General features: G+C 42.8%; 12 protein-coding genes. 10 read left to right on the top strand and 2 right to left on the bottom strand.

The window, feature by feature from the left end; translation table 11 throughout:
* The first annotated feature begins 246 nt into the window (after positions 1-246).
* Both ACHZC4_RS09125 and ppnN read left to right on the top strand, forming a co-directional pair.
* The gene (locus ACHZC4_RS09125) at positions 247-1,428 is read left to right on the top strand and encodes an acyltransferase family protein (protein ID WP_394753526.1); all 1,182 of its coding nucleotides are present in this window, start codon (positions 247-249) and stop codon (positions 1,426-1,428) included.
* Between the two features lie 88 nt (positions 1,429-1,516).
* Complete coding sequence (gene ppnN / locus ACHZC4_RS09130; protein ID WP_394753685.1) at positions 1,517-2,887, top strand: nucleotide 5'-monophosphate nucleosidase PpnN; 1,371 nt, start codon at positions 1,517-1,519, stop codon at positions 2,885-2,887.
* A 55-nt stretch (positions 2,888-2,942) separates the two neighbouring features.
* On the opposite strand, the gene ACHZC4_RS09135 is transcribed toward ppnN, so the two are convergent.
* Positions 2,943-3,419, bottom strand: coding sequence for a hypothetical protein (locus ACHZC4_RS09135; protein WP_394753527.1), 477 nt, complete (start codon positions 3,417-3,419; stop codon positions 2,943-2,945).
* A 213-nt stretch (positions 3,420-3,632) separates the two neighbouring features.
* On the opposite strand from ACHZC4_RS09135, the gene purE reads away from it, so the two are divergent.
* Both purE and ACHZC4_RS09145 read left to right on the top strand, forming a co-directional pair.
* A complete protein-coding gene (purE, locus tag ACHZC4_RS09140; protein ID WP_394753529.1) occupies positions 3,633-4,130 on the top strand; it encodes a 5-(carboxyamino)imidazole ribonucleotide mutase in 498 nt (165 codons plus the stop codon).
* Positions 4,127-5,221, top strand: coding sequence for a 5-(carboxyamino)imidazole ribonucleotide synthase (locus tag ACHZC4_RS09145; protein WP_394753531.1), 1,095 nt, complete (start codon positions 4,127-4,129; stop codon positions 5,219-5,221). Before purE ends, ACHZC4_RS09145 begins: the two co-directional genes overlap by 4 nt.
* Here ACHZC4_RS09145 and ACHZC4_RS09150 read toward each other — a convergent pair.
* On the bottom strand, positions 5,178-8,654 hold the full coding sequence (locus ACHZC4_RS09150) for a mechanosensitive ion channel domain-containing protein (RefSeq protein ID WP_394753532.1): 3,477 nt from the start codon (positions 8,652-8,654) through the stop codon (positions 5,178-5,180). The genes ACHZC4_RS09145 and ACHZC4_RS09150 overlap by 44 nt on opposite strands.
* A 407-nt stretch (positions 8,655-9,061) precedes the next feature.
* Between ACHZC4_RS09150 and ACHZC4_RS09155 the strand changes: the two genes are divergently transcribed.
* The 6 genes from ACHZC4_RS09155 to ACHZC4_RS09180 all read left to right on the top strand — a co-directional run bounded on the left by ACHZC4_RS09155 (position 9,062) and on the right by ACHZC4_RS09180 (position 15,719).
* Positions 9,062-10,240: an NAD(P)/FAD-dependent oxidoreductase gene (locus ACHZC4_RS09155; protein WP_394753533.1), complete on the top strand. Its 1,179-nt coding sequence runs from the start codon at positions 9,062-9,064 to the stop codon at positions 10,238-10,240.
* A 447-nt stretch (positions 10,241-10,687) separates the two neighbouring features.
* Positions 10,688-11,542 (top strand): HEAT repeat domain-containing protein, encoded by an 855-nt coding sequence (locus tag ACHZC4_RS09160; RefSeq protein ID WP_394753534.1) that lies wholly within the window; start codon positions 10,688-10,690, stop codon positions 11,540-11,542.
* 191 nt (positions 11,543-11,733) lie between these two features.
* On the top strand, positions 11,734-12,180 hold the full coding sequence (locus ACHZC4_RS09165) for a hypothetical protein (RefSeq protein WP_394753535.1): 447 nt from the start codon (positions 11,734-11,736) through the stop codon (positions 12,178-12,180).
* Positions 12,181-12,332: 152 nt separating this feature from the next.
* Positions 12,333-12,836, top strand: coding sequence for a TlpA family protein disulfide reductase (locus tag ACHZC4_RS09170; protein ID WP_394753536.1), 504 nt, complete (start codon positions 12,333-12,335; stop codon positions 12,834-12,836).
* Between the two features lie 44 nt (positions 12,837-12,880).
* Positions 12,881-13,102 (top strand): DUF4266 domain-containing protein, encoded by a 222-nt coding sequence (locus tag ACHZC4_RS09175; protein ID WP_394753537.1) that lies wholly within the window; start codon positions 12,881-12,883, stop codon positions 13,100-13,102.
* On the top strand, positions 13,089-15,719 hold the full coding sequence (locus ACHZC4_RS09180) for a DUF3570 domain-containing protein (protein WP_394753539.1): 2,631 nt from the start codon (positions 13,089-13,091) through the stop codon (positions 15,717-15,719). The genes ACHZC4_RS09175 and ACHZC4_RS09180 overlap by 14 nt, the downstream gene beginning before the upstream one ends.
* Positions 15,720-15,923 lie beyond the last annotated feature (204 nt).

Here is a 15,923-nt window from a genome sequence, read left to right on the forward strand (position 1 = left end):
GTTGCAGCAGGTCGTGGTCGCTTAGTCTCATGGGTGATAATGTACAATTTTTTTAGGCGACGTGGTGATTTTTTAATTTAGAGGGGTCTGAATTTTTACAATATTAGCAGCCACACATTAGCCAACTTATTAGCTTGGTTTGGTATTTTATCGATTTTTAGTGCCTGGTATTTTTTTGATAACAAAAAAATACTTTTCCCATCGTGGTGGGCGCTAATACCAACCCTCGGGGCGGCATGTTTAATTATGGCCGGCGAAAACGCCTGGTTTAATAAGCATATTTTAGCCAGTAAAATAGCCGTTGGTATTGGCTTAATTAGCTATCCTCTGTACTTATGGCACTGGGTGTTATTGAGTTTTATACGTATTACTGAAATAGAAAACCCTAAGCCATTAATAAAATTACTGCTCATATTAATGAGTATTATTTTAGCCTGGGCCACGTATTATTTTGTTGAAAAAAAAATCCGTTTTCATAAAAATAATAATATAAGTCTTTATTTGTTTATAGCTTTAATTTCAATAGGATCATTGGGATATATCGTTCAACAACAAAAAGGTTATCCGAGTCGATTTAAAGATTATAATGGCAGCATTGCTCAAATAACACCAGATACGGATATCACAATAAAAAATGGAATTTTATTTAAAGAATGCCAAGCAAAATTTCCTAATGCCGATTTTTGCTTAATTCAAGATAATAAAATGCCACCAACAGCATTATTAGTGGGCGACAGCCATGCACATCATCTGTACTCTGGCTTGATAAAACATACGGCATTAACAGGTGGAAATCTTTTGAATTTAGGCGTGGGCGATTGTTTTCCTTTTTTTGATAACTCGAATTATCCTAATGAGAAATGTCGTCCACTGGTAAACCAAGCTTTAGAATTAGCGGTTGCAAACCCTTCAGTAAAAACCATTATATTAGCGGGGCGGGCTTTAACAGACATTAATGAACAAACATTTCTACCTAAAAAACACCTGGGATTTTTTCCCAATATAGATTCAGAAGCAACCATAGAATATGATCCGTATGTCTTATTTAAAAAGGGCATGAAAAACACCTTGCAGCGTTTAATAAACACCCATAAAACAATTATTTTTGTGCTTGATATACCTGATTTGGAATTTGAACCAGCGGTGTGCATCAGCCGTCCGTGGCGGCTTAGCGGCGTGGCTACTAAAATCCCCTGTGCCATCCCACGCTCCCACGTAGATAAGCGTCGGCATAAATATATTAATATGATCAAAAACGTACTGAAGCAATTCCCAACCGTTAAAGTTTTTGATAGCTTACCTGCTTTCTGTGATTTAAATTATTGCTGGGCAAGTAAAGACGGAAAAATACTCTATCAAGATAGCAACCATTTGAATAATTCCGGTGCCATTCATCTTGGTGAATATTTTATATTAAATAATAAGTAATAATTTTTTACAACTTACAAAACCATTATTAAAAAAGAATTTTTATATTAATTAATCAACGGATACCTAATCAATTAAAATGAACAGTATGAAATCACAGGTTATTGATGCACAAATTACCCCGGAAGGTCGCCTTGATGTTTTATCAAAAGCGGAAGTCAGTAAATTGCTTGATACCAGTCAGGGCGGTTTATATCAAATATTTCGTAATTGTTCGCTGGCAGTATTAAATTGCGGCAGCACTACCGACAACGGCAAGGAGCTACTGGAACGTTATCAATCGTTTGAAATCCGTGTTGTGCAGGAACAACGTGGCATTAAGCTGGAAGTCATCGGTGCGCCTGCTCATGCGTTTGTTGACGGCAAAATGATCAAAGGCATTAACGAACATTTGTTTGCCGTACTGCGCGACATTATCTACATCAGCGATGAAATCAACGATAACCCCCGCTTTGATATGGCGACATCGCGTGGTATTACCGATGCCGTGTTCCATATCCTGCGCAATGCCAATAGCTTGCACAGCATGACTAACCCGAATCTGGTGGTGTGCTGGGGCGGGCATTCCATCAACCGTACAGAATACGAATATACCAAGCTGGTCGGCCATGAAATGGGCTTACGCGGCTTGAATATCTGCACGGGCTGTGGCCCCGGTGCCATGAAAGGCCCCATGAAAGGTGCGGCTATTGGTCATGCCAAGCAACGCATAAAAGATGGTCAATATATTGGCATTACCGAACCTGGCATTATTGCGGCGGAATCGCCTAACCCTATAGTTAATCAACTGGTTATTCTGCCGGATATTGAAAAACGCCTGGAAGCTTTTGTACGTACTGGACACGGCATTGTGGTATTTCCTGGCGGCGCAGGTACCGCTGAAGAAATCCTCTATATTCTGGGAGTGTTATTACATCCTGATAATCAGGACATGCCGTTTCCTTTGATATTTTCAGGCCCTGCCAGTTCAGCCAGTTACTTTGAGGAAATTGACAACTTTATAGCCGGAACATTAGGCAAAAAAGCCCAGCAACGCTACCAGATTATTATTGATAATCCGGTGCAAGTTGCCCGTGAAATGCAAGCAGGCATCGCACAGGTGCGGCATTTTAGAAAACAAACTGGTGATGCTTACTATTTTAATTGGCTATTAAAAATAGACAGTGCGTTTCAGCAACCTTTTATACCGACCCACGAAAATATGAAAAACCTGGCGCTACATAAAAATCAGGAAGCGCATTTGCTGGCGGCTAATTTGCGCTGTGCATTTTCAGGGATTGTGGCCGGTAACGTTAAAGATGCGGGTATTCGCGCTATTGAACAATACGGTCATTTTGAAATAAACGGCGATAAAGACATCATGCAATTAATGGATGCCTTATTAGGCTCTTTTGTTAGCCAGCATCGTATGAAATTGCCGGGCAAAAAATACACGCCTTGCTATCAAGTGTTAACTTAATGGCATACGTAGAGACGCAGATTTTGCGTCTCTACATCCAAAGCGGGTATTTATTTTATTCTTTACGCGAGAAATTAGGTTCAATAGGCTTTGCCTTTTCTTGTACGCATGTATAAGCAGCACTTTTAAATTTAATAATTAAAGACTGTGGATCTTCATGCTCGCCAACAAACTTTTCTGCTTCTTCATCGGTTAAGGTTTTTGAGACTTCCTTAGTAATACAGGCACACTGTTCGGTAAAACGCTTTTCATCATCTTCTTTATTAACAGAATTTTTCAACTCGCGTTCAACACACTGTGCCGTAAAATCATGTTCAAACTTTAAACGTTCTACTGCTGTCACTTCGTTATCGGGTTTGACATCAAAGGTTTCGTATTCTTTTTTAGCAGCGGGTTCAGGCACAGAATCGGCTGTTGATGCCGCTGTTTTAGCGGGCGCTGGCGTTTTATCTTCTGAACAACCGCTAACACCTAGGGCTATCACTGCACCCGTTAAGGCAACAAACAAAGATTTTTTTATAAATTTATTCATAATTTTTCTGAATTGTAGTAATGAGATTTGTAAAATAAAGCTAAGGTCTATTGTATTACAACCGGAACACCGGTACGCCATTCAATTCATAAAATAACATCCAGGCCTACAGATTTGAAGTATTTACTGGTCGTTACGCTAAAAACTTAACAAACATGACTTGTCATTTATGCGATAATTTGTAAATTTAACCGCTATCGTAAGGCTTAACAAATGACAGCACTGGTTGGCATTATTATGGGCTCCACTTCTGATTGGGAGACCATGCGCTTTGCCGCAGAAACCCTTGAACAGCTGGGCATTCCGCATGACGTTGAAATCGTTTCTGCACACCGCACACCTGACAAACTATTTCGTTATGCCGAAACAGCGCAAAGTAAAGGCCTAGAGGTGATCATTGCCGGTGCCGGTGGCGCTGCCCATTTACCAGGGATGACGGCTGCTAAAACCCTCGTGCCGGTTTTAGGGGTTCCGGTGCAATCCAAAGCATTAAACGGCATGGATTCTTTGTTATCTATCGTACAAATGCCCGCCGGAATTCCGGTAGGTACGTTAGCCATAGGCAAGGCGGGGGCTATTAATGCCGCGTTGCTAGCTACCGCCATTATCTGCAATAAGCATATCCAATATCGCCCAGCGTTAGAAAACTTCCGTACGGCGCAAACCGAAACTGTGCTCGCTCACGCTGATCCACGGGATACTATTTTATGATAGTTGGTATATTGGGAGCCGGCCAACTGGCCAGAATGATCGCTTTGGCGGGTTATCCTTTAGGGTTAAAATTTATTTTTCTTGATCCATCAAAAGATTCTTGCGCCACGGGCTTGGGCGAGCATTTGCATGGCGCTTATGATGATCCGGAATTGCTGCAACAACTGGCGCAACGCGCTGACGTGGTCACCTATGAGTTTGAAAATGTACCCGCTGATGTCGCTGCATTTTTGGCTTCGCATACGCAAGTGCATCCCTCCCCCAAAGCATTGGCGGTAGCGCAAGATCGTTTGGTGGAAAAAACTTTCTTTAACAGTATTGATATTCCTACGCCGCTGTATGCGCCGGTAGACAGCCTTGAAGCCTTAGAAGCTGTGATGCCAACTATTGGCTGGCCAGCAATTTTAAAAAGCCGCACCCAGGGTTATGACGGTAAAGGTCAATCTGTTCTTAAATCAATGGCTGATTTACCCGCCGCTTGGCAGTTACTGGACGGTGTGCCAGCTATTGTTGAGGCTTTTGTGGCTTTTAATCGGGAAATTTCGATTATTGCTGCTCGTAATGTCGAGGGAGAAGTGGTTTTTTATCCGTTATCAGAAAACTTACACCGTGGCGGTATTTTGCGCGTTGCCCAAAGCCGCGAGGGCGATCCTATGCAACAGCAAGCCGAAACCTATGCGTTGCGCTTGCTGGAAGCTTTGGATTATGTCGGTGTGCTGGCGTTAGAATTATTTGAAGTCAATGGCCATCTCATGGCCAATGAATTTGCCCCACGAGTACATAACTCCGGCCACTGGACGACTGAAGGCGCAGAAACCAGCCAGTTTGAAAATCATTTACGCGCCATCGTTAACTTGCCTTTAGGTTCCACGGCGGCCGTGGAAAAATCGGCAATGATTAATTTTATCGGTGGCCTTCCAGACAGCGCAGAAATCCTTAGCATTACGCAAGCCCATCTGCATTTATATGACAAAGCGCCAAGAAAAGGCCGCAAAGTTGCCCATGCTACCGCACGCGCCAAAACGTCTGAACAATTGGCTGGCATTGTTAACCAGCTGGTGGCTCTGGCGAATAAAGTGGATGACACGTAGACACTTCCGTGGGTGCGTCAAAATCTCGCACAAAAGAACGAATATGCACATCCTGCTGCGGATAGGGAATGCTGATATTATTTTCCCGTAGTGCTTTTTCAAGGCGCATGTGCAAATCATGAGTCGCTGACAGGCGACTGGACAATTCCCCGACATAAATACGAATGGAAAAATTTAACGAGCTCTCGCCAAATCCCGTAAAAATCACGCTTGGCGGTGGCTCTTTAAGTATTAATGAGGTCTCCTGTGTAGTTTTCAACAATACGCTGTGGGCAAGCTCTACATCAGATCCATAAGCAATGCTAATAGGAATAACAATACGCGTGGTGGCATCGGTTAAAGTCCAGTTAGTCAGTTGGCTGGTTATAAAAGTCTTATTGGGAACAATAAGTTCTTTTTGATCAAAATCGATCAGCGTAGTTGCCCGCATTTGAATGCGACTTACTTTACCGCTAACAGCGCCAATGGTGACCGTATCGCCTACCCGTATGGGCCGCTCGAATAATAAAATAATACCCGATACCAAATTGGCAAAAATTTCTTGCAACCCAAAACCCAAGCCCACACTGAGCGCGGCCACCAGCCATTGCACTTGTGACCAACTGCCTCCCAACTCATTCGCCACCGAAATAAAACCAATAGCAATTAACACATACTTTGCCAATTGGTTGATGGCATAACGCCCACCGGCTTCAATGGATACGCGCCTAAACACCAGTATTTCCATTACCCCTGAAAAGTTACGCACAGACACCACGGTAATAAAAAAATACCAGCCCGCTAACAACAGATTGGTGAGGGTAATGGCTTGATAGCTTTCCTGATTATCTTTTTTAACCAAGTGCTGCCACAGCTCAATGTGATCCAGGAAAGAAAATGCCGGTAAAATATTTTTCCAAATCAACCAGCCACCGGCAATCAGGCTAAAGCTGATAAGCACATGCACGATTCTTAGGGTTTGGGCGTTAATTTTAGGAATATCCAGCTGCTGCTCATCAATCGGTAATATGGGGTCATCCCCGCCTGTGCTTGTTACCGATATTTTGTCATGTAATGCGGCGGCGGCTTTTCGTCGTTGTCTGGCATTTTTTAAAGCCAGTTGCCGATTAACCAAGGTTATCCAGCGAATAGCCAGTTCGTGAAAAATAACCAGTATAAATGTTAAGCGCAGGGTAATAATTAACTTTTGTTGCAACTCCAGGGCACTCAAATAAAATCCCGCCACTGCAAAACCTATGATAATCAGGGGCGCTAAAATGGCCGCGCCATACCAGACGTAACGTAATTTTGCTATCCAGCCATTCGGTTCATTTTTAATATAACCCTGAAGCAAGCCGTTGGTTGGGTGCAATGAACGCGCCAAGAACACCATAATCGCTGTCATGGTGACAATTAACGCTAAACGTCCCAAACTATCGCTATAAGTAGATACGTTGGCAGCGCCGGTTACACTGATAACAAATACACCCGGCACAATAACAAAACGTAACCATCTTAGCTGAGAACGCAATAAATCAGCCGTATGTGCCTGCCATTGAAAATGCTTGCGCGCGATACCGTAAGGCGCAAACACAATATAAAAAAATTGTATAAAAAACAACGGCAGAGCAATAGCTTTTAAGCCCTCCCCTATGGCTTTGTTAAACTCAAAGCTAGGCACAGAACCGCTGATAACCCATCCTAAATAACGGCTGATGACCGGTAAGGGCAATACCAGCAACAAATTATAAGACAAGGCGTTGAGGGTGTTATCAATACTATCCGTATAGGTTTTTTCAACTTTTTCATTGACGGTAACTAATTGTTTTTTAGACCACTTATGACTGGTGTATAGCAACCCAAGGCTGAGCAAGGCAATAAAACTTAAAAAAGGATTATAAAGCGCATTTTTTAAGGTATTAACAATCAAATTTGTCCAATTAAACGGCGACAAAAACCACTGAACCGTCTCATAAAGACCGACGACATAATGTAAATTTATCGGCTCGGAACTGGGTACCCATAACAAGCGTTCATCCAGATAAGTCGCAAAATGTTTGGCCTGGATAGTCATTTGTTGATGGGCAAAATCAAAATCACCCAACACCCGTAAATAAGTTGAATACGCCGTAGACAATTTGTTTAACAAATCCTTTTGGTTATTTAATAAATCTCGTAATTCAGCTTGAATCATCATGCGCTGATTTTTGGGCAAATCGTGCTTAACCTGAGTAGCCATCACATTTTTCAGTTCGGCATCGATATCGGCCAATTGTTTGAGGCGATCCTCAATTTTAAACTGCTCCAGGCTAGTGAATGCTGTTTCACTCTGCATCGCTTCCGATTGCATTTCAAATTCATCTTTGCTGGTTAAATTGCGCCGTTGTTCGCGTAAAATTTTGCCTAACGCCGGACTTAATCCCGCCAGACGAATCTTTTTTTCTGCACTTTTAAAGTCCGCTTCTATTTCCTGAGTTTTAGCGTCAATCTTATTTTTTTGCTGGGTATATTGTTCGATTTTGGTGGTAATTGCCTGTAAGTCGCGGCTGTGTTGAATATTTTGCCGGGTGCTGGCTTGAATCAATGGATGCTTGCCTTGCGTGGATTTTTCCGCTTGCGTCAGTGCATCCTGAACATTTTTAGCTTCTTGCTGGCGGCGCTCAGTTAAAGTAGATTCCAGGGTTTCCAGCACTGGCATCAGTACTTTTTTCTGACTGTTAGCTAACTGCAATTTAGTTTTCAGTAACTCTACCCGGATGGGATTACTGAGCGCTTCCGCCTCCAGCATTTTCAAATCGGCAAGCCGGGCATCGCTCAAGGTTTTTAAATAGGTTTGTTGTGCTTCACTCTCTTGTTTTGGCGCGCCATTATTACTGGGGGTTGCTAATTTTTTGCTAGTCGCATCAATCTCCTGCTGTGCAAGAACCGTCTCTTCATGAATTTGTTGTGGCCGACCTTGCTGGATAGCAATATCATTTTCCAGCTGTTTAATTTGTTCATCTAAGCCATTAATTTTATTTTTTTCAATCACCAGGCGCTGATCTAACTCATCAATGGAAATATTGTCAATATCTTCACTGCTGGGTTTACTGGATTTTACTTGTAACTGTTCCAGTTCTTTTTGTGTTTTTTTAATATCTCCTGGCGCAGTTTTGCTGGCTTCCTTATAGCTTAGCGTGCGTTTTTTATAATCTTCTTCGGCATCAACATTGTCTTCTGCCGCATGGTAAAACTTGAGTAATTTGGTTTTTAGCGCTTCATCAAAATCTTGCCGATTGGTTATATTATCTACTTTGACGCGCAACGACTCTTTAGTAATAGCAAAGTTGGCGCTATCTTTGTTGGTATCTGCGAGGGTATTTTCAGCCCAAATTGAAGGCGCGACAAAGCTCATCAATACCCACAATAAGGTGATTTTAAAAAAGGTCATGCGCGGTAAATCCATAATTTTCATGCAGTAGCGTTTACTCAAAAAGGTTTAATTGAATGGTAACCGTTCAGTCCCCCTCTTTTTCAAAGGGGGAGGTGAACGCATACATTGAATGCTGTTATTTATTACTCAGGTTACGATTTCGTAAAAAACGCCGAGTCATTTAAAAAGGTGGTTATGCTGTTTATTTTAGTAAACCAGCTATCAATCGCTTATACATAACATTTTGATAACAATGGTTTTTAAGTGCGATGCCTTGTAATGGCATTCTTTTTGATAACGGCTCCGTGTTTTAAATAAATCTAATCCCAGCACTGCCTGTTCATTTTGAAGCTGTGTTTAATAACAGTTTAGCATTCAATTCTTAAATCAAATTTAACAAAAGCCGCTAGCTGATTATTGTATAGTGGCCAATTTTTAAGGATGTTGCTGTGACAGAAACTGACGTTATCATCATTGGCGCGGGCGCATCAGGTTTAATGTGTGCCATTGAAGCTGGCAAACGCGGCCGCAAAGTGCTGGTTTTAGACCATGCCAATAAGCCCGGTAAAAAGATTTTAATGTCCGGTGGCGGGCGCTGCAATTTCACCAATTACAGCATTGAACCGGAGAATTTTATCTCTAATAATCCGCATTTTTGTAAATCTGCCTTAACGCGATATACACAATGGGATTTTTTGGCGTTAATTGAAAGCTACCAGATTGCTTTTCATGAACGTGAACATGGTCAGTTATTTTGTAATGACAGCGCTAAAGATATTCTTAACATGCTGCTAGCCGAATGCCATAAAGCAGGCGTTGTCATTCAGTTAAATACCGTTATTACTGAAGTCAAGCACAGTGGCGATGCTTTCTTATTGGCAAGTCATCAAGATCGTTATTGCTGCGCATCATTAGTTATCGCTACCGGTGGATTGTCGATTCCAAAAATGGGCGCTACGCCTTTTGGTTATAAAATTGCCGAGCAATTGGGTATAAAAGTGTGGCCAACGCGGGCAGGCTTGGTGCCCTTTACTTTGCAGCCGGATGACAAAGACACTTTTTCACCGTTATCGGGTATTGCTATAGCGTGTGTAGTCAGCAATGCACGCCAAAGCTTCCATGAGAATATTCTACTCACGCACCGTGGTTTAAGCGGCCCGGCCATTTTACAGATGTCATCTTATTGGCAATCGGGGGAAGCGGTTATGGTTGATTTACTGCCCGATTTGGATATTGAACAGCTGTTAAAAACCAAGCGTCAGCAAAAGGCCAAGAATATTCTGAAAACCATTTTGGAAAATTATTTACCCAAAAGGCTAATCGGTTGCTTATTTAGCGAAGAATTACTGAGCCTGTCTTTGCAGGATTGTTCCGATAAACATATTGCAGCGGTTGCCACGCAGTTGCATCAATGGTCACTTAAACCCAATGGCACGGAAGGTTATCGCACCGCCGAGGTAACCTTGGGCGGCGTTGATTGTGATGCTATTTCTTCCAAAACCATGGCCAGCAAAGCAATACCTAATCTTTATTTTGTTGGGGAAGTGATGGATGTTACCGGTTGGTTAGGCGGTTATAATTTTCAGTGGGCGTGGTCATCGGCTTGGTGTGCGGGGCAGTATGTTTAAATTCTATTTCGCCGCGAACGACTTTTTAAAACTGTCCCGTCTTAAGTTGACAGCCCTTTTTTGATATTAATTAAACTATGTTATTTAACACACTTTTAATGCGTGATATGACACATTTTTTATTTTAAACAATAATTTCAATTACTTAAAATGCTAAACACCCTTAATAGATGCGTTATTTAACATATTTATGTGTTAAATAACGCCAAACTGGTTTTGTTATGGCTTTTCTGATCACATAAAAGTACAGAAAATACATAAAAAAACGCTACTGAAAATAAGGGGGAATAATATTTTTTATAAAAATACCATTATATTCAAAATAATATAACTTAAATCTACAATAAAACTGCAATTTAAAAAACATGGCATGACTAATGCTTTAATTTAGCCATGTTGATTAAAAATAAGCCATCGATTTTGTCGCCCAAAAATAACACTGCTACTATGAAATTAGGCATGCTTGGGTGGGCGTTTGTGTTTTGGATATTTTCTGGAATAGTTTCAGCCGATGACGCCAGCGTCAGCTTAATTATCTCCAAGGACATAACAACGGCATTGCAGCTAGAAGCCAGACAAGCCCCTTTAGCGCAGGTGCTAGATAAAATAACCCAAACTACCGGCGTATCTATCCATTATTCAGTTTTACCTGAAGGCCGTGTTACTGCCACTTGTGTGGGCGCGACCTTAAGGCAGATTCTGGAATGTGTGCTGAACCACAAAGCAGATTTAATTTTCCGCTATCCCCATAAAACCGTGTGGCATACGCCAAACAATGCACTTGAAGAAGTCTGGGTGCTAGGCGCAAAATTTGATGCCATTTCGCCAGCGGTAAGCTCAGCCGACTGCGAAGCAACACTATTGCAACAGCAAAATCAATTACAGGCAATGCGCAACCAAAAACCCACAGACGCTAGCAGTCTGGATCAAACTGATGCCATGCTTAAACTGGCACAATCAAAAGATCCGGCTGAGCGTTCACAAGGGATTGGTGGCTTGCTGGCTGAAGGTAAACCTGGCGACCCCACCATAAAAGCAACCTTAGAAGCGGCATTATCCGACAGCAATGCCGATGTGAGGGCGCAGGCCATATCCAGTTTTGCGCACCGTAATGAAGAAGGCACAGAAAGCGCGTTACAAACCGCCCTGCAAGATGAATCTGTTGATGTGCGGGTTATGGCGGTTGACAGTGCGCGCAATAATACTGCCTTGTTACAACAAGCATTGCACGACAAAGATGAGATTGTGCGTTCTTTAGCGGCGTTAAAACTTGAAAGCTTGAACACAGAAAATACGCGCTAATCATGACATAATGCCTGCCGTTAAAAACGGGAGGCTCAATAAAAAAGCTTTCCCGTTAGCTTTTTTGGAGAAACGGAAATGAAATAACAAACGAAAACAACAGCTTTCGTTTGTTTGTAGTGATGATTTCAGGATGAAATGATCGGTATTTTTTAATTTATCGTTAGTTTTCTAACGTGATGAGGAACAGCATGAAAAAAACAGTTTTACACAATATGGTCACCGTAACAGCACTTTTAGCAGCCATAAGTTATGTCGGCACGGCTTCTGCACACTCTGCAAACGGTGCATTGAAAGCTGGAGCAGGCTCGGTTGATGTGTATCAAACCACGTGTTCAAAAGGAACAGGAGGAGCAACAGGTAAGTTTCTTACCAAAGTAAAAGCGGCAACAAAGGGCGTTTTAGTGAGTATCCAGGCTTCTAAAGGCAAGCTGGCTTCTCATACTACTGATGCTTTAGGCGGTAATGCCGCTTACAGCCCAGATGCCATCATTAAAAGTGGCGGCGAAGGTGTCTACACTATTTTGGTAGATAAAAGTGGCACTGGGCCAATAAACTACGTGCTTGAGGCGCATTGCCAAACCGCAAGCGGTGCACATAGCGGCCAAACGGAGCCTGTGCAAGTTCAAAATCAGTAAATGTTATTATTATAAAAGCGACCGTGCTGATTTAGTTCTGTCGTTGTAGGTTGGTTTAGCGTGGTTTAATCGGTATCATAATGCCGATAACCACGCTAATCTGACTTGAGTCAGCTTAGGCAATATTGTAATAACTCATAAGAAGGCAAGCTATGATTGCACGGATATTAACCTTGTTCTGTATTCCTTTAGCACTAGCAGCATCGTTCGCTATCAGTGCAGAAGAAATCAATAAGCCAACCCCCGCTTGTCTGTTAACTCCGATTGAAGGAGGGCAAGCTTACGATTTGCAACAACTCAAAGGTAAAGTCGTTTATATCGACTTTTGGGCTTCCTGGTGTGCATCGTGCGCAAAATCTTTTCCGTATTTAAACACCTTAAATGATACCTTTAAAGATAAGGGTTTACAGGTAGTAGGCATCAATGTCGATGAAAATAGCCAAGATGCTAAAACATTTTTGCTTAGCCATCCGGCTCAATTTACGGTAGCGGCGGATGCTAGCAAACAGTGTGCAACGGGGTTTGGTGTTGAGGCTATGCCTTCCACGTTTCTTATTGATAAAAAAGGTGTCATTCGCTACGTACATTTAGGCTTTCGCCCCGGAGAAACCGCTGATCTTCAACAAAAGGTTGAACAATTATTGGCAGAACGTTAAAGCCAGCGTCTGATATTAATAAAGCGTGTACTAAGAGGCTAACCATGAAAACTAGACAATGTCTGCCATTATTATTGTGTGTAACGTATTTAGGGCTATCGGGATGCACTGCTGTACAGCCGTGGGAACGAGGTAATCTGGCCAAGCCCCACATGGCAGCAGACGCTAATATTTTACACAGCAGCTTAACTCAACATAATTATAGTAGCCGTGAAGGTTCGGCAGGTGGAAATAGTGCAGAAGGCGGTGGGTGTGGCTGTTACTAAGCTAAAAATTACAACAAAATGTAAACCAAAAAGATCAGCAAGTGCATCGCTACACGCATTAACAGCCGCAGCCTTGGCGTTACCTGGATTAATAGCCATGCCAGCGTTTGCGGCCGATGAAGAAGTCAGTTTTCAATATGGCCATTATCAGGAAGGCAAACGCCAGTTATTTGATTCAAAAAGCCAGCTTAACCCGATTGAGGTGGATAGTCTGCAAGGCAGTGCTAAAGTAAAATTAGCCGAACGCATTAGATTTGCCTTTAATTACACACAAGATACCTGGTCGGGTGCAACGCCTATTACCACAGCGCCGCTAGTTAGAGATGGCAATAGCTTGCAAAACGCTGACATTAATTCTGGAGCATCGCCTTATATTGGAAATACTTCAGGCGTTTTTGATAAAAACTTTAATCCTCTTAAAGTCGACACCCCAGGTTCCATTGATGCTAACGTTATCGGTAAAGATACGCGTCTAGTGCATACTTTATCTTTCGCCTCTCCAGAAACCCGTAAGCAAGGTGATTTTAAATTAAGTTATGATTGGGATAATGCTGCTGTAGATATGGGCGGCGGTATTTCTATCGAAAACGATTATGAATCTCGCTTTGGCAATCTGGCCGGACGTTGGGATTTTAATCAAAAGCTCACCAGTGTCAGCGCTGGAGTCAGTTATACCAACAGCCATACCCATGCCATGGTCGATCACGACGCAGAGCCTTACTTTTTTACAAAAGGCAAACTTAACCCGTACCAGAATGAAACTCATTTGATTCCGGGCGCTAATGGAACTTCAAATAGAGTTATTGATGGCAATAGGGAAGATTGGGCAACGCATTTAGGATTAACTCAAATCTTAAATAAAAATGCTTTGGTTAATTTCAATCTGGGTTATACCTACAGCAGTGGTTTTATGGAAAATCCCTACAAGGCAGTGACATTTATATTTGTAGATCCAAAGTCTATTTTGCGCCCTGATGGTAACTACAATGGCAATTATGCCGCATTGCTTGAACAGCGGCCGAACGAGCGTAATCAATGGACGGAAAGCCTACGCTACGTGCAACATATTGATGCCCTGGATGCGGCTTTACATGTTGACTACCGGTTTTTTCATGATGACTGGGGCATTAACGCTCATACCTTTGAGCTAGATTGGGGACAGCCTTTAGGTAACGGTTGGACGATTACCCCTAAGTTTCGCTATTACTCACAGAGCGCCGCTGATTTTTATCAGCCGGTATTTCTATCCAAACAAGGCTTACCAGGATCGCCCGTATTAGGCCCGGACGGTCTTGGAACGGATAAAAACTACAGCGACATAAATCCACGCACCTTACCCAGTAATTACTCCAGCGATCAACGTTTGTCAGGCTATGGTGCGCTCAGTGGCGGCGTAACCCTTAGTAAGCAATTTGCTAAGGGTGTTAATTTTGAGGTGGGCTTTGAATATTATACCCATGCCGGTTCGTTAAAATTAGGCGGTGGCGGTGAAGGCAGTTATGCAGACTTTAATTATTACGTTGCCAATGCGGGTATGAAGGTTAATTTGGATGCACTGGTAACAGCCAGTAATGGACACGGCCATAGCCGCTCCGATCATCATGAGGGACACAGTGGACACGGGAGCCATGCACCTGCCGGTGTAATGTTCGATCATGCTCTGCATAAAGCGGGTTATATAATGCTGGGGTATCGTTATATGTATGGCAATCAATCTGGCAATACCTTGCACGGTGACAGTATCGCCAAGGATTCGGATACTTTTAAGCAGGGCTGTGCTAATAATTCCTGTAGCACAACCCCCACTTACATGACCATGCACATGCACATGCTTGATCTCATGTATGCGCCCACCGATTGGTTAACATTAATGTTAATGCCGCAGTTTGTTGATATGAATATGGATATGCGTCAGCTTAAGGATGCGCCCATTGATCCAAACATGCATATACACCAAGGTGGCCATAACACCGGCGGTGTCGGTGATACCGGCATGTATGCCATTACTAAATTATTCGACAAACCAGGTCATCACATCAATTTAAGTTTAGGCGTTAGCGCACCTACCGGCGATGTGGGTGTAAAACTGCGGGATACGCATCAACAAGGTGATCTTTTCATTCATTACGGTATGCAGTTGGGCAGTGGCACTTGGGATTTTAAGCCCGCGATTACTTACACCGGCGAGCTGGATCGGTGGTCATGGGGCGCACAAGCCAGTGGCACCAAGCGCCTGGAAAGCAAAAATTCTTCAGGCTTTGCCTTTGGCGATATTTTTCAGGCCACCGCTTGGAGCGGCTATAACCTGACCAACTGGCTGGTTGCCTCGATACGTGGTGTTTATACCGTACAGGGGACAATCAAAGGTGAGTTTAATGGACCCCACTTTGGCGATGGTGCTGAGGGTCGCGCGTGGGGTGGCTCTGCGGATTATACGGGCAACTACGGCGGACGCTTTTGGGACGTTGGTTTTGGTTTGAGTACAATGATTCCCGGCGGGGATCTGCGAGGAAACCGCCTGAGTTTTGAATGGTTGCAACCCGTGCATACCGATGTTAACGGTTTTCAGGTAGAGCGTGACGCGGCCTTATCGGCAACCTGGAGCTATATGTTTTGAGGCACTTAATATCTGTACGTAATTGTAACTTGGATACGCGTATTGAATGATATTTTACCGTCGATCATTTAACACCATGAATTTGTACTGTGATATACAGCTTTTCGCTATCACTCACAGACAAGCCGAACAAGTTGCTGATATTGCCATAGCTTGTCTGGAGTAATACTATATCTCGATATCACCCTGCATTTGCTATACTGT

This window comes from Crenothrix sp. (assembly GCF_043729335.1).
Lineage (GTDB): Bacteria > Pseudomonadota > Gammaproteobacteria > Methylococcales > Methylomonadaceae > Crenothrix.

Bases quoted from the DNA above. Each gene is read 5' to 3' on its own strand.
- ACHZC4_RS09125 (WP_394753526.1), top strand. From the start codon at position 247: ATGGCCGGCGAAAACGCCTGGTTTAATAAGCATATTTTAGCCAGTAAA.
- ppnN (WP_394753685.1), top strand. From the start codon at position 1,517: ATGAAATCACAGGTTATTGATGCACAAATTACCCCGGAAGGTCGCCTT.
- ACHZC4_RS09135 (WP_394753527.1), bottom strand. From the start codon at position 3,419: ATGAATAAATTTATAAAAAAATCTTTGTTTGTTGCCTTAACGGGTGCA.
- purE (WP_394753529.1), top strand. From the start codon at position 3,633: ATGACAGCACTGGTTGGCATTATTATGGGCTCCACTTCTGATTGGGAG.
- ACHZC4_RS09145 (WP_394753531.1), top strand. From the start codon at position 4,127: ATGATAGTTGGTATATTGGGAGCCGGCCAACTGGCCAGAATGATCGCT.
- ACHZC4_RS09150 (WP_394753532.1), bottom strand. From the start codon at position 8,654: ATGAAAATTATGGATTTACCGCGCATGACCTTTTTTAAAATCACCTTA.
- ACHZC4_RS09160 (WP_394753534.1), top strand. From the start codon at position 10,688: ATGAAATTAGGCATGCTTGGGTGGGCGTTTGTGTTTTGGATATTTTCT.
- ACHZC4_RS09165 (WP_394753535.1), top strand. From the start codon at position 11,734: ATGAAAAAAACAGTTTTACACAATATGGTCACCGTAACAGCACTTTTA.
- ACHZC4_RS09170 (WP_394753536.1), top strand. From the start codon at position 12,333: ATGATTGCACGGATATTAACCTTGTTCTGTATTCCTTTAGCACTAGCA.
- ACHZC4_RS09175 (WP_394753537.1), top strand. From the start codon at position 12,881: ATGAAAACTAGACAATGTCTGCCATTATTATTGTGTGTAACGTATTTA.